This window comes from Pseudomonas sp. TWI628, from assembly GCF_039673865.1.
Lineage (GTDB): Bacteria > Pseudomonadota > Gammaproteobacteria > Pseudomonadales > Pseudomonadaceae > Aquipseudomonas.
In genome coordinates this window covers 80,992-94,744 of sequence record NZ_JBDJMM010000018.1, presented here as the reverse complement: position 1 = coordinate 94,744, position 13,753 = coordinate 80,992, and the positions used below count along the sequence as shown (strand labels likewise).

The 13,753-nt window shown below is 62.2% G+C and carries 15 protein-coding genes; 4 read left to right on the top strand and 11 right to left on the bottom strand.

From position 1 onward, the window contains the following. Positions 1 to 21 precede the first annotated feature (21 nt). The 3 genes from ABE528_RS15875 to ABE528_RS15865 all read right to left on the bottom strand — a co-directional run bounded on the left by ABE528_RS15875 (position 22) and on the right by ABE528_RS15865 (position 3,037). A complete protein-coding gene (locus ABE528_RS15875) occupies positions 22 to 1,083 on the bottom strand; it encodes an aromatic ring-hydroxylating dioxygenase subunit alpha (RefSeq protein WP_152954268.1) in 1,062 nt (353 codons plus the stop codon). 114 nt (positions 1,084 to 1,197) lie between these two features. Next, positions 1,198 to 1,914 (bottom strand): murein L,D-transpeptidase catalytic domain family protein, encoded by a 717-nt coding sequence (locus tag ABE528_RS15870; RefSeq protein ID WP_346653461.1) that lies wholly within the window; start codon positions 1,912 to 1,914, stop codon positions 1,198 to 1,200. Between the two features lie 88 nt (positions 1,915 to 2,002). Further along, positions 2,003 to 3,037, bottom strand: a complete 1,035-nt coding sequence (locus ABE528_RS15865) for a L,D-transpeptidase (protein ID WP_346653460.1) — start codon at positions 3,035 to 3,037, stop codon at positions 2,003 to 2,005. A 261-nt stretch (positions 3,038 to 3,298) separates the two neighbouring features. Between ABE528_RS15865 and ABE528_RS15860 the strand changes: the two genes are divergently transcribed. Beyond that, complete coding sequence (locus ABE528_RS15860) at positions 3,299 to 4,819, top strand: NCS1 family nucleobase:cation symporter-1 (protein ID WP_152954265.1); 1,521 nt, start codon at positions 3,299 to 3,301, stop codon at positions 4,817 to 4,819. Between the two features lie 100 nt (positions 4,820 to 4,919). Here the strand turns inward: ABE528_RS15860 and ABE528_RS15855 are convergent, their stop codons facing one another. The 8 genes from ABE528_RS15855 to arfB all read right to left on the bottom strand — a co-directional run bounded on the left by ABE528_RS15855 (position 4,920) and on the right by arfB (position 11,317). After that, the gene (locus tag ABE528_RS15855) at positions 4,920 to 5,540 is read right to left on the bottom strand and encodes a hypothetical protein (RefSeq protein ID WP_346653459.1); all 621 of its coding nucleotides are present in this window, start codon (positions 5,538 to 5,540) and stop codon (positions 4,920 to 4,922) included. Beyond that, on the bottom strand, positions 5,540 to 6,238 hold the full coding sequence (locus ABE528_RS15850; protein ID WP_346653458.1) for a hypothetical protein: 699 nt from the start codon (positions 6,236 to 6,238) through the stop codon (positions 5,540 to 5,542). Before ABE528_RS15850 ends, ABE528_RS15855 begins: the two co-directional genes overlap by 1 nt. Before the next feature lie 11 nt (positions 6,239 to 6,249). Further along, positions 6,250 to 7,035 carry a phosphate ABC transporter ATP-binding protein PstB gene (gene pstB / locus ABE528_RS15845; protein WP_027918791.1) on the bottom strand — a complete coding sequence of 262 codons (786 nt, stop codon included), beginning with the start codon at positions 7,033 to 7,035 and terminating at the stop codon, positions 6,250 to 6,252. A 51-nt stretch (positions 7,036 to 7,086) separates the two neighbouring features. Next, positions 7,087 to 7,980, bottom strand: a complete 894-nt coding sequence (gene pstA / locus ABE528_RS15840; RefSeq protein WP_346653457.1) for a phosphate ABC transporter permease PstA — start codon at positions 7,978 to 7,980, stop codon at positions 7,087 to 7,089. Further along, the gene (gene pstC / locus ABE528_RS15835) at positions 7,980 to 8,945 is read right to left on the bottom strand and encodes a phosphate ABC transporter permease subunit PstC (RefSeq protein WP_079228597.1); all 966 of its coding nucleotides are present in this window, start codon (positions 8,943 to 8,945) and stop codon (positions 7,980 to 7,982) included. Before pstC ends, pstA begins: the two co-directional genes overlap by 1 nt. Positions 8,946 to 9,018: 73 nt before the next feature. Next, positions 9,019 to 10,047: a phosphate ABC transporter substrate-binding protein PstS gene (pstS, locus tag ABE528_RS15830; RefSeq protein WP_346653456.1), complete on the bottom strand. Its 1,029-nt coding sequence runs from the start codon at positions 10,045 to 10,047 to the stop codon at positions 9,019 to 9,021. A gap of 188 nt (positions 10,048 to 10,235) precedes the next feature. Further along, on the bottom strand, positions 10,236 to 10,727 hold the full coding sequence (locus tag ABE528_RS15825; RefSeq protein WP_346653455.1) for a GNAT family N-acetyltransferase: 492 nt from the start codon (positions 10,725 to 10,727) through the stop codon (positions 10,236 to 10,238). A gap of 176 nt (positions 10,728 to 10,903) precedes the next feature. Next, positions 10,904 to 11,317 (bottom strand): alternative ribosome rescue aminoacyl-tRNA hydrolase ArfB, encoded by a 414-nt coding sequence (gene arfB / locus ABE528_RS15820; RefSeq protein WP_152956534.1) that lies wholly within the window; start codon positions 11,315 to 11,317, stop codon positions 10,904 to 10,906. 180 nt (positions 11,318 to 11,497) lie between these two features. Here arfB and ABE528_RS15815 point away from each other — a divergent pair, with 180 nt between their 5' ends. The 3 genes from ABE528_RS15815 to ABE528_RS15805 all read left to right on the top strand — a co-directional run bounded on the left by ABE528_RS15815 (position 11,498) and on the right by ABE528_RS15805 (position 13,587). Continuing rightward, the gene (locus ABE528_RS15815; protein WP_346653454.1) at positions 11,498 to 11,647 is read left to right on the top strand and encodes a hypothetical protein; all 150 of its coding nucleotides are present in this window, start codon (positions 11,498 to 11,500) and stop codon (positions 11,645 to 11,647) included. 14 nt (positions 11,648 to 11,661) lie between these two features. After that, positions 11,662 to 13,131 (top strand): MFS transporter, encoded by a 1,470-nt coding sequence (locus ABE528_RS15810; RefSeq protein ID WP_346653453.1) that lies wholly within the window; start codon positions 11,662 to 11,664, stop codon positions 13,129 to 13,131. An 81-nt stretch (positions 13,132 to 13,212) separates the two neighbouring features. Then, on the top strand, positions 13,213 to 13,587 hold the full coding sequence (locus tag ABE528_RS15805; protein WP_346653452.1) for a termination factor Rho: 375 nt from the start codon (positions 13,213 to 13,215) through the stop codon (positions 13,585 to 13,587). The last annotated feature ends 166 nt before the right edge of the window (positions 13,588 to 13,753 follow it).

The window sequence follows — 13,753 nt, the reverse complement described above, 5'->3', positions numbered from 1 at the left end:
GCTGGGCATCGACGGGGACGGTTACTGCGCGGTTGCGATCAGTGGTACAGCGACGCTGGCCTGCTCCTGGGCGATCAGCCGCTCGAGCACGCGCCGCGCCTGCACACCGCCGGCATCGATATTGAGCTTGAGCAAGTGACGCTGCGGGTTCGCCAACAGGTTGGCCTGTTGCTGTTCAAGCATGTCGAGGTCTTCGCTGAAGATCTTCCCCTGCCCTTCGCGGATGCTGGCGGTCAGTGCCTGATCCTGAGGGTTGAAGTTGCGCGCCATGCCCCAGAAGTACCAGATTGAGGTCTCGGTCTCTGGGGTGATGAAGTCGACCACGATGCTCGATGCTTTGTCCTGGGCCGCCGCGTGGTAGCCGCCCTTGCCGGCGAGTGCCACGCCCACTTCGATCAGTACATGGCTAGGCGGGGTGAAACGGCAGATCTGCCAGCGGTCGACCGGCTGGTCGTCGGGCAGCTGGTTGCCACGCAGCGCCATGCGCCAGAACGGCGGCGCCATGATGTTTTGCATGTGGCGGGCAGTGACCACCTCGTCGCCGTTGACCGTGGTCACTGGCGGCGCTTCGTCGATTTCCTTCTGGCCGATGCTGGAGGCATGAACGTAGGTTTCGTGGGTCAGGTCCATGAGGTTGTCGATCATCAGGCGATAGTCGCAATTGATGTGGAACAACCCGCCGCCGTAAGCCCACTCGTCACTCTCTGCCCACGGCAGATGGCAAAGGCTGGCGGGGTCGGCCAGTGCCTGTTCGCCGGGCCACACCCAAACGAAACCATAGCGCTCGACCGTGGCATAGGCCTTGTTGCACGGGAACCCCCGTACCCGCTGGCCAGGCATGTCGACGGTCTTGCCGTCGCCGCCCATGACCAGGCCATGGTAACCACAGACGAGGTTGCCGTTCTCCACATAGCCCAAGGACAACGGTGCCCCGCGGTGCGGGCAGAAATCCTCCACGGCGCAGATCAGGTTTTGCTGACCGCGATAGAACACCATCTTTTCCCCGCAGATCTGCCGGCCCAGCGGCTTTTCGGTGATCTCGTCAGGGGTGCAGGCGACATACCAGGCGTTTTTCGGGAACATCCGATTCTCCGATTGATTGTTTTTGTGGATCCATTAACAACCAAAAATCGGATATCAGTCAATAAAAAAGTGGCTTATGAACACTTATGGATCCATAAGCCACCTGTAGCGGGGTTACTTGCTGGCGATCGACTGGTTCGCCAACGGGCAACTCTGGGCATTGAGAAAACGCGACTTCTTCAGCCAGTCCTGCTGCGGGTAGTAGGCAAACACATAGCTGCCGCGTTGCAGCGTGTCGATCAGCTTGCCAGCGATGGCCGGCCGAACGGCCGGGCAGCCCTGGCTGCGCCCCAGGCGGCCGAGGCCGGGAACGACCTTGGGGTCGGCATAGGCGGCGGCGTGCATGACAATCGCCCGCGACATGCTGTTGTCGTTGAACCCCGGTTCCAGCCCCTGCAGGCGCAGCGAGCGGCCGTGCTTGCCGCTGTAGGTCTGGCCGGTTTCATACAAGCCGAGGGAGGATTGGTAACTGTTGGGGGCGTTGGAGAACGTCGTCGGCACATCGGCGCCGCTGTTCTTGCCGTGGGCGACCCACTCCTCGAACAACAGTTTGCGCGCACGCAAGTCGAACACCCACAGGCGCTTGTCACGCGAGGCCTTGGAGTAATCGATCACCGTCAGCAACTTGTCCCCATCGCTGTGGCTGGCACACGCATAGGCGGTAAGGGCCAAGTTCAGGGTGGAAAGGCTGGCGTTGGGCGCCAGTTGCTGCAGTTCGGCGGCGCTGGGCAGGGGCTGCGCGTGGGCGGCTTGCCAGGCGCAGAGGAAAAACAGGCCAATACTGGCCACTGAGAGCCGAATGGCTCCCCGCAAGGGTTGGAACATCGACATGGTTACCCCGGTAAAGGCCTGTCAGCAAAAAGTCAGCTGGCTTGCGGCCAAAAGCCACCACTTTGCTTGAATTCTTCGGGATTGCCGATCATTTCTTGACCAATGGCTTGCGTTTCTTACCGTCGTCGGTGCTGATCACCGTGAACTTTCCGTCGCTGCGGGTATCCCGGGTCGACGCCCAATCGGTGATCACCAGCATCGTGCCGACGTCCATCGCCGCGCGCAGGTGCTGGCGGAACTCCGGGTTGATGTTCAGTTGCCCCAGCTGTTCATAGGGCGTATCCCCGTACTCCGGGTTGCTCAGGGCCACCACTGACCACCGTAAGGGTAGCGCACCATCGAGCTCCAGGGCGGAGGGTTTTTGCAGCAGCGAATACACCGCCATGCCACTGCGATGCTTGCTGTTTTCAAGCGAGAGTGCAGGCGCCGAGCCGATCAGCTGGCCACCGCGATACACGTAGGCGCGCAGGTCGGCGCGGCTGACCAGGATCGACAGCGGCCCAGCCGTCGGGTCCGGGTCGTTCCAGAACTGATGGTTACTCAGTACCAGCGGCCCCTGGGCCTTGCCAGCATTGACCGTCGGCGCCAGCACGCCAGGGTGGTAGACCTCCACCGGTGCACTGTGGGTATCGGAAACGATGACGGTGGTGGAACTGAAGCCGGTGGCCTCATACAGCTTCTTGGCAAACTCCAACGGCAGGCGTACGCAACCATGGGAAGCCGGGTAACCCGGCAGATGGCCCGCGTGCAGGGCGATACCGTCCCAGGTCAGCCGCTCCATATAAGGCATCGGTGCGTCGTTGTAGAGGCTGGATTTGTACTCGACTTTCTTCTGCAAAATGCTGAACACCCCGGTGGGGGTTTCCCGCCCTGCCTTGCCGCTGCTCACGGTGCTGACGCCGATGGCGATGCCATTGCGATAAACGTAGGCACGTTGCTCGGTGAGGCTGACCACCACAGTCACCGGCCCCGCCGGTGAGACCTGCGGGTACCAGAGAAACTGGCCGGGCTTGAGGTGATCGATCTGGCTCCTCAGTGCAGCCGGGGTGGGCACCTGCAGCGGCGCCGCTTCGACCAGGGTGGCGGCAAGCAACAGACCCAGCGCGAGCAATGCATGCAACATCGAACGGTTCCTCATGGCATCCTGGCCTCAGCTTATGCGCAACATGCCCCGCAAGCCACCCAGAGCATCATCGCGGTGCGCGGCGGTAACAACGGCGCACAAACATGTGCACAAACTTCCCACTTCAAAGCGTAATCCACAACGCAAAAAACCGTTGAGAAAGCGCAGACGCCGTGAATTCCTGCACGCCCATGGGTTGGTACGAATCTTGTTTGTATACAAATACAAATAATAAAAGTACACAACCATCATGGAGTCCCGATGGCGTCGATTTCCCGTTCCGATGTTGGCCAGCTTGCCGATTGCCCCGCCGAAACGGCCGGCTCCAGTGAGTCGCCGTTGAGCCCACGCCTGTACAGTAGCGACCTTGCGCCGACCCGTGCGGCCAATCGCACCTGGGGGCGCTACAGCCTGTTTGCGCTGTGGACCAACGACGTGCACAACATCGCCAACTACTCCTTCGCCATCGGCCTGTTCGCCCTGGGCATGAGCGGCGCGCAGATCCTCACTGCCTTCGCCCTCGGTGCACTGGTGATCTACGGCCTGATGAACCTGTCCGGCTACATGGGGCAGAAGACCGGCCTGCCCTACCCGGTCATGTGCCGGATCAGCTTCGGCATCCATGGCGCGCAGATCCCGGCTCTGATCCGCGCGGTGATAGCCATCGCCTGGTTCGGCATCCAGACCTACCTCGCCTCGGTGGTCCTGCGCGTATTGCTCACCGCCATCGCGCCGGACCTCAAGCCCTACGACCAGAACTCGATCCTCGGCCTGTCGACCCTGGGCTGGGTGACTTTCCTTGGCATCTGGTGCGTGCAGGTGGCGATCTTCGCCTATGGCATGGAAATGGTGCGCCGCTTCGAATCCCTCGCCGGGCCGATCATCCTGGTCGCCTTCAGCGGCCTGGCAGGCTGGATGTACTGGCGCAGCGGGCTGTCGATTGCCTGGTCCAGCGGCAACGCGCCGACCGGCTCCGGCATGTGGTTGAAAGTGCTCGGTGCCGCCGCACTGTGGGTGTCGCTGTACGGCACCATGATTCTCAACTTCTGCGACTTCACGCGTAACTGCCCGGATCGACGGACCATCAGCGTGGGCAACTTCTGGGGCCTGCCGGTGAACATGCTCGGCTTCGCGTTGATCGCCGTGGTGCTCGCCGGTGCGCAATTCAGCATCGACGGCAAGCTGGTGCAAAGCCCCAGCGAAATCGTCGCCGCCATTCCCAACACCGCCGGCCTGGTGCTGGCCTGCCTGGCCTTCCTGCTCGTCACCGTGGCGGTGAACATCATGGCCAACTTCGTCGCCCCGGCCTTCGTGCTCACCAACCTGGCACCGAAGGTGCTGAACTTCCGCCGCGCAGGCTTGCTCAGCGCCACCATCGCGGTGGTGATCCTGCCCTGGCACCTGTACAACAGCCCGTCGGTGATCGTGTACTTCCTCGGAGGCCTGGGTGCCCTGCTCGGCCCGCTGTACGGGATCATGGTCACCGACTACTACCTGGTACGCCGCGGCCGGGTGAACCTGCCCGAGTTGTACAGCGAAAGCCCTGAGGGTGCCTATCACTACCGCGGCGGGGTCAACCTGCGCGCCGTGGCGGCGTTCATCCCGGCTTCGCTGATCGCCATCCTGCTGGCGCTGGTGCCGGCGTTCGAGACGCTGTCGCAGTTCTCCTGGTTCTTCGGCGCGGGCCTTGGCGGGTTGATTCACTACGCCATTGCCAACCGCAGCGCCAAGTACATGGAAGTGTCTGGCGAAGGCATCGCCGTGGACAGTGCGCACCATTGATCAAAGATCGAGCGCCGCGCGGGCGGCGCTCGGTCGCATAGGCGATGCACATTCCAAGGCGACCACAGGGTGCTATCAAATGCCCCAGGGCAGCAGACGCTCAGGAAGCCAGCGCTTGCTCACGCCGACGCACCGGCACCTGAAACCGCTGCGGTTGCTGCCAGGCCAGCTGAGCCTGCACCTGTTCCGCCGCATCCATTACCTTCTGCGCCCAGCTGTCATCTTCCGGGTTGACCACCACCACGCGGAACCCGTGGTCAAAGCCCTCGATCCCGACCCCTTCGGAATCGTCGACATGCAAGTCGATGTCGAATGCCGGCGGGTACTTCGAGGGGGCATTCTCAAGCCCGTGCTGCAACAGCACATGCTGGTGGCGATCACTGTTGACCACACCGTCGACATGAATGCCATAGAGCATCAGCCAACGGCGGATATAGGCCGGTGTGCGGCCCGACGAGGTATAGATCCAGATGCTGCAGCCCTGGCGGCGCAGGTCACGGATCAGCGAGCGCGTGCCACTGCGCAGCGGTTCGCCCAGCCAGCGATGGAGGAACGCCGGCAGCTTGCTCTGTTCTTCATCGGCGTGGTGCGGCAGGCAGGCGAGCGTGTCATCGATATCGAAGGAAATGCGCATCTGCGGGCGCCTGAATTTGCGCCCGATGGCTTGCCACGCACGTCGCCCACCGGCCTTGCCCTGCTCCAGCATCGAATACCTTTGCATCATCGGCTCCCCTGACGGGCTGGCGCGCAGGTGCCGCGCAGGAAGAACTGTTCGGGTTCAGGCGCCTTCGCTTCGAGGAAGGCCGCGTACTTTTTCTTGATCTTGGGCAATTCGTACAAAGCTTTCACACCATGCTTGGCGGAGTTGCGAATGACCGAGGACGGGTTGAAGTAACCCTCGGCGTTGTCCAGCGTCAGCACGAACGGCGGCAGCCCGGCACGCATCAGCAGATAGCTGACAATGAGCGATCCCGTGCGATTGTTCCCTTCGATGAACAACTGCGGCTTGCTGAGGATGCGTACATAGACACCGGCTGCGCGTTTCCAGATGGACTCGCTGCGGTACGCGCAATACCAGTTGTACAGATCCTTGATGCCGCCTTCCACGTTGTTGAAAAAGCGTGCCTCGGTGGCCGCGAGGTGGGGGGCGAACTCGCGGCGGCGCGCCGGGTCGCTGCCGCACAGCACGGTGGCGTTGATCTCCAGCATCAGGTTCAACTGCTGCAGGTCGAACAGGTCCACACCCCGTGCGACATAGTCGTCAATCAAGGCATAGCCTTCAAGCACATTGAGCAACACCTCGTCGGTGAACGGATCACGCGGTTCGGTGAAGTGTTGGCTGAGTTCGCCAAAGCGGCCCTGCACTTCGCGCAGTGCGCGCTCTACCGCTGGCAGGTCAAGACGACATGTCGCATCCATTGGTCATCTCTTCAGCTGAACTTGCCGCTGATGTAGTCACTGGTCAGCTGCTCACGCGGATTCTGGAAGATCTGCGTGGTCGGGCCCATCTCCACCAGGTAACCGGTACGGGTGCCCTGGGAGATGTCGACCGAGAAGAACGCGGTGGTGTCGGCCACACGGATCGCCTGCTGCATGTTGTGGGTGACCAGGGCGATGGTGTAGTCCTTCTTCAGCTCGACCATCAGCTCTTCCACGCGACGGGTGGCGATCGGGTCGAGTGCCGAGCATGGCTCGTCAAGCAGCAGCACTTCCGGCTCGGTGGCGATGGCACGGGCGATGCACAGGCGCTGCTGCTGGCCGCCGGACAGCGACAGGCCGCTGACCTTGAGCTTGTCCTTGACCTCGTCCCACAGCGCGGCGCCTTGCAGGGCGTGCTTGACGCGGTCGCCGATGTCACCCTTGTAGCGGTTCAGGCGCAGGCCGAAGGCGACGTTGTCGAAGATGCTCATGGAGAACGGGTTAGGCTGCTGGAACACCATGCCGATGTAGCGGCGCACCACCACCGGGTCCACGCCCTTGCCGTAGACATCCTGGCCAAGGAAGTGCACATGGCCTTCGAAGCGGAAGCCTTTGACCAGGTCGTTCATGCGGTTGAGGCTGCGCAGCACGGTACTCTTGCCGCAGCCGGACGGGCCGATGAAACCGGTGATCTCGTTCTTGCGGATCGGTACATGGCTGTCACGCACGGCCATGAAGTTGCCGTAGAAAATCTTGTCCAGCTTGCAGTCCATGACGATTGGCGCTTCGCTGACCATGGGAGCGGCTCTCTGTGCAGTTGATACGTTCACGGTCGAATGCTCCCTTTCTCAGTACTTGGGCTTGCCGAAAATGCGGCTAAGAATGTTGACTACCAGCACGATCATCACCAACACCAGCGAGGCCGCCCAGGCGAGCTCCAGCTGGTTGTCGAACGGCATGCCGGAGAAGTTGTAGATCAGTACGGCAAGCGATGCCGTGGGGTTCATGACGGCCAGGCTGCCATCGTGGTAGATCCAGTAGTTGCTGAACAGCGCGGTAAACAGCAGCGGCGCGGTTTCGCCCGCGGCGCGGGCCACGGCCAGCATGACGCCGGTGAGGATGGCCGGCATGCCGGTCGGCAGGACGATCTTGCAGATCACCTGGGCGCGGGTGCAGCCCATGCCGTAGGCGGCGTCCTTCATGATCTTGGGCACCATCTTCATGGCTTCTTCAGCGGTCAGCACGACGATCGGCAGCATCAGTACCGCCAGCGCCACGCCACCGGCCGGGGCCGAGTAGCTACCGGTGGTCATCACCACCAGGGCGTAGGCGAATACACCGGCGAGGATCGACGGCAGGCCGGTGAGCATCTTCGCGGCAAAGCGCGAGGCGTTGGCCAGCTTGCTCTCAGGCCCGAGTTCGGCGAGGAACACCGCCGCGAGGATGCCGACCGGCACCGCGATGGCGGCGGCGATGCCAACCATGACAAAGGTACCGGCCAGGGCGTTACCGAAACCACCGCCCATCTCGAAACCGGTGGGTGGCAGCTCGGTGAACACTTCCAGGCTCAGGCGCGCACCGCCACGGGTGATCAGCATGTACAGCACGGAAATCAGCGGCACGCTGGCCAGCAGGGCCACGCACCAGACCGTGGAGGTCAGCACCAGGCTGCGCAGGGCACGGCCTTCGAAGCGGCGTTGCAGGCTGGGCAATGAGGCGGTGGCTGCAGTGAGGTCAGTCATTATTTGTTACCCCGCTGGGCGTAGAGCATGATCATCGAACCGAACACGTTCACCAGCAAGGTGATGAACATCAGCACCAGTGCTGCGTACATCAGCACCTCGATCTCGTTCGGCCCGGCCTCAGGGAAGTTCAGCGCCAGCAAGGCTGCCAGCGTGTTGGCCGGGGCAAACAGGGAAAGGGTGATGGTGTTGGCGTTACCCACCAGCATCGCCAGGGCCATGGTTTCGCCCAGTGCGCGGCCAAGGCCCAGCACCAGCGAGCCGAAGATGCCGGTGGCGGCCGACGGCACCATGACTTTGAGGATGGCTTCCCAATGGGTGGTACCCATGCCGTAGGCAGCCTGCTTGGTCTTCATCGGGACGCTGGTCAGCGCATCCTGGGAAACCGCGGCAATGGTCGGCAGGATCATGATCGCCAGCACCAACGCCGCCGGCAGCAGGCCGGGGCCACTCAGGGAGGTGCCGAAGAACGGGATCCAGCCCAGCTCGCTGTTCAGCCAGGCGGTCAACGGCCGGATGGCCGGAATCACGACATAGATGCCCCACAGGCCGTAGACGACGCTGGGGATGGCGGCGAGCAGCTCGACGATGGTGCGAAACACCGCGGCGAGCCTCGCCGGCAAGAAATCCTGGGTGAGGAAAATGGCCATGCTGACGCCAAAGAAACCGGCGATCAACAAGGCGATCAGGGCGCTGTAAAGCGTGCCCCAAATGGCTGGCAAAATGCCGTATTTGCCCTGGTTGACGTCCCACACACTGCCGAACAGCACGTCAAACCCGTGCTTTTCCATTCCTGGAAGTGCTTTGCGTCCTACTTCGTATACCAACGCGAAAACCAGCGCGAGAATCAGCACCACACCGATACGTGCAAGGGCACGGAAGGTGCGATCGACCAGGAAGTCCTTGGTTGACGGTGGCTGGCACGCGGAGTCTGGGTTATCCGGTATGGCAAAAGGTGTGTTCATTTAGCTGATTCCGGGACTAAGGGCAAACACCCCCGGCATGGTGGTCACACCACGCCGGGAGCGCCTGAAGGTATTACTGGATGCTCTGCGACGCTTTGCGCACTTCATCGACAACCGACGGCGGCAGCGGGATGTAGCCCATCGAGTCGGCGATCTTCTGGCCGTGGGTCAGGCCGTACTCGACCATGTCACGCATGGCCTTGGCCTTTTCCGGGCTGCCGTTGTCCTTGCGGAAGATCATCCAGGTGTAGGAAGTGATCGGGTAGGACTTGGCACCTTCCGGGTCTGGCAGGTGAGCAATCAGGTTTTCCGGCATCTTCACCGCAGCCAGTGCTTCGGCACCGCTTTCGGCGTTCGGCACGACGTACTGGCCGGCCTTGTTTTCCAGCTCGGCGAAGTCGACCTTGGCCAGTTTGGCGAAGCCGTATTCGATGTAGCCGATGGCGCCCGGGGTCTGGCGAACGGTGGCGGTCACGCCATCGTTCTTCGGCGACTTGATGAACTTGTCGGTGGCCGGCCAGTTGACGGTGTTGCCTTCACCCAGGTCTTTCTTGAAGTCGGCGTTGATGGCCGACAGGTGCTTGGTGAAGACAGCGTTGGTACCGCTGGAGTCGGCACGCACGACCACGGTGATCGGCAGCTCAGGCAGCTTCAGGCCCGGGTTGGCCTTGACGATCTGTGGGTCGTTCCACTGGGTGATCTTGCCGAGGAAGATGTTGGAGTACACATCGCGCGGCAGCTTCAGGCCTTTCGGGTTGCCTGGCAGGTTGTAGGCCAGGACGATTTCACCGGCGGTCATCGGCAGCAACTGCACGCCTTCGCCGACCTTGGCAATGTCTGCTTCGCTCATGGCCGAGTCGCTGGCGGCGAAATCGACGGTTTTGTTCAGGAAGTCCTGAACCCCTGCCCCGCTCCCCTTGGATTGGTAGTCGACGGTGACGCCAGCCGTGTTCTTGCTGAAGTCCTTGAACCAGGTCAGGTAGATCGGTGCTGGGAAGCTCGCGCCGGAACCGGTCAGGCGAACGTTGTCTGCGGCAAAGGCCGAGGTGGCGCTAAGCGAGACGGCAACGGCAAGTGCAGCAGACTTCATCAGGCGTATCATGGAAAAAGCGCTCCGTGTGATGGCCAGCACACTTTGCAGCAGCTGTGTTACAGCTTTGTGACTGTTGAATGGCAGTGGATGCTTTAACCCCCTCTAGTACGGGGCACACCGTCAGCGGGCTGTCATTCCTTGGTAACCAAATGTGACTAGATGCGTTGCCGTGCCCTCGACACAAGTTACCCGCTACGTCAGAGCGCCATGACCATTTCATGCCAGGCCATGCCACCGTGGTCCGAGGGCGAAGGCCGCACATACTGGTAGCCCATCTTGCGGTACAGCTCGACGTGCTGTTCCTTGCACATCAGGTGGATGCTCTGCTTGCCCTGCGCCTGCATGCGGCTGATGAACTCCCGCATCAGTCGTTTGGCGTAGCCCTTGCCCTGGTGAGCCGGGTCCACCACCACCGACATGATCACCACATTGGGCGCCTGCGGGTCGTGGCCGACCAGTTCCTTGAAGGCCTCGTCGGACATCACCACCTCGTGGGCGCAGCCACTGTTGATGAAGCCGACGATGCCGTGGGGGTCCTGGAGCAGCAGGAAGCCTTCGGGGTATTGGCTGATACGCGTGCGGATCTTCTCCAGCGTGGCCGCCTCGTCGCCCTCGTAGGCACCGATTTCGATCGCGTAGCAGCGCTCGGCGTCAGCGATGACGGGTTGGCGGAATGAGGTGTTGCTCATGGGAAGGCTCCGGCATGTGAAGTAATGGGATCGCCATGGTAATGCACGTTCGGGCTGGCAGGTGGCTGGCGGGCGATTTTCAGCGCCTGTGAGATCGAGCGCCGCGCGGGCGGCGCTCGATCTCACAGGCGCTGAAGACCTCAAGGCATGCATCTCTCAGTTAAAACGGGTTCACTCTAGAACTCCACCTTCCCCCGCCCCGCCTTGACATCACTGCGCCTGGCTTTTCCTTCAAGCCGGCGTGTCTTCGAGCCCAGAGTCGGCTTGGTTGGCCGGCGTTTCTTCTCGACCTTGCCCGCAGTGATGATCAACTCGGCAAGACGCGCCAATGCGTCAGCGCGGTTCTGCTCCTGGGTGCGGTACTGTTGGGCCTTGATGATCAGCACGCCATCGCCGGTGATGCGGCTGTCACGCAGCGCCAGCAGCCGCTCCTTGTAAAACTCGGGCAACGACGAGGCTCGAATGTCGAACCGCAGGTGCACGGCGCTGGACACCTTGTTGACATTCTGCCCGCCTGCGCCTTGCGCGCGGATGTAGGTCAGTTCGATCTCGGCATCTGGCAAATGCACGTTATTGGAGATGGACAGCATGGCATGGCCCTTGTGATTGGCCTTCATTATCTCAGCCTTCACCGCTGGCCTACAGAACTAATCACGTTTGACCCACTCGCTCCAGTGCAAACACCATCGCAGCCACTGGCGAATCGGATTGAACAGCCAACGCACCTGCACGCCCTAACAGGAGGTAACCAACCTTTCAGGAGACAGGCCATGATCGACCCCAACCACCCTGACCCGTATGTCGACGAAGTGCCGCACAATCCGGGCGAGCCCGTGCCCAAGCCAGAAGCGGAACCGCAACAGGAAGCTCCAGACTGGCCAGAGGGGCAGGTTCCACCAGAGGAGCAATCGGACGGTTGAATGAAGGCATTGCAGTGACGACACAAGCCTTGCAGCAGACCGGCGCTGCCCAGGAGCGCCTGTACAGCACCGACATCCCCGCCCGCCTCGACCGCCTGCCGTGGACGCGCTTTCACACCCTGTTGGTACTGGCACTGGGCATCACCTGGCTGCTCGACGGCCTGGAAGTCACCCTGGCGGGCTCGGTGGCCGGCGCGCTCAAGGCCAGCCCTGCTCTGCACCTGAGCAACACCGACATTGGCCTGGCAGGCGCCAGCTACATTGCCGGGGCGGTCCTCGGTGCGCTGTTGTTCGGCTGGCTGACCGACCGCCTGGGGCGGCGCAGGCTGTTCTTCATCACCTTGTTCCTGTACATCGGTGCCACGGCTGCGACCGCGCTTTCCTGGAACTTGTGGAGCTTCCTGCTGTTCCGCTTCCTTACCGGCGCCGGTATCGGCGGCGAATACACGGCGATCAACTCGACTATCCAGGAATTCACCCCGGCACGCTATCGCGGCTGGGTCGACCTGACCATCAACGGTACCTTCTGGATCGGCGCAGCGCTCGGTGCGATTGGTGCCGTGGTCCTGCTCGACCCGATAGTCGTCGGTGGCGATCTGGGCTGGCGCCTGTGCTTCGGCATCGGCGCGGTGCTGGGCTTGCTGATCATGCTGATGCGCCTGTGGATCCCGGAAAGCCCGCGCTGGCTGATGATCCACAACCAGCCGGCACACGCCGAGCGCATCGTCGCCGGCATCGAACGCCATTACCATGCGCGCGGCATCGCGATCCCACCGCTGCAGGCCCCACCCCTGCGCCTGCGCGCCCGCGACCATACGCCGTTGCGCGAGGTGTTCCACAGCCTGTTCGTCGAGCATCGGCGCCGCGCACTGGTAGGCCTGGCCTTGCTTACCGCCCAGGCATTCTTCTATAACGGGATCTTCTTTACCTATGCGCTGGTGCTCACCGACTTCTACGGCGTACCAGCGGCCAAGGTGGGCTGGTACATCCTGCCCTTCGCCCTGGGCAACTTCTGTGGCCCGCTGCTGCTGGGCAGGCTGTTCGACGTGGTCGGCAGGCGCATCATGATCAGCTCGACCTACCTGGTCTCGGGCGTGCTGCTGGCCGTCAGCGGCTACCTGTTCCAACAGGAACTGATCGACGTTACCCAGCAGACCATCGCCTGGATGGTGATCTTTTTCTTCGCCTCGGCGGCGGCCAGTTCGGCCTACCTCACGGTGGCGGAGACCTTCCCGCTGGAAATCCGCGCCCTGGCCATTGCCGTGTTCTATGCCTTCGGTACCGGTCTGGGTGGCCTGATCGGGCCAACCTTGTTCGCAGCGCTGATCGAAAGCGGCGAACGTGTCAACGTGCTGTACGGTTACCTGATTGGCGCGGCGCTGATGATCATCGCCGGCCTGACCCAGGCAATCTGGGGCGTGGCGGCCGAGCGGCGTTCGCTGGAACACGTGGCCAGGCCGCTGTCGCAGATCAGCGAGCCGTGAGCACGCCGCCCGTCCATTCGATGGCACTCCACGCACCCAGCGCCTTCAACCGTGCATACACACCCTGCAGGAGTGACTGCCATGCCACGCGGCGACAAGGACAAATACACCGACAAGCAGAAGCGCAAGGCCGAGCACATCGAGGAGAGCTACGAACATAAGGGCGTGCCGAAGGATGAAGCCGAGGCGCGCGCCTGGGCCACCGTCAACAAGCAGTCCGGGGGTGGCGAGAAGTCGAGCGGTTCGGGCAGCAAGACCTCATCTGCCGAGAAGAAAACCGCCCGCTCGGACTCGGCCAAGCGAGCAGCCAAGTCACGCGAAGGTCATGCCCGCACATCGAGCACCTCGCTGCAAAGCCAGACCAAAGACAGCCTGCTCAAGGAGGCGCGCAGCAAAGGCATCAAGGGACGCTCGAAGATGACCAAGGCAGAGTTGGTGCAAGCACTGCACAAGTGAACCCGACCATGCCACTGTTGCCGGGCCAACACCTCAGCAACAGTTGCCAGTGCTTTTACACAGGAAGAATCAGCATCAGTCAGCTGCAACCCCCGGTTTTGCAGGGGCACAGGGGCTGGCACAACAGCTGCAATGTGAAGTCGTCCGACTACACATCGAGTTGTCC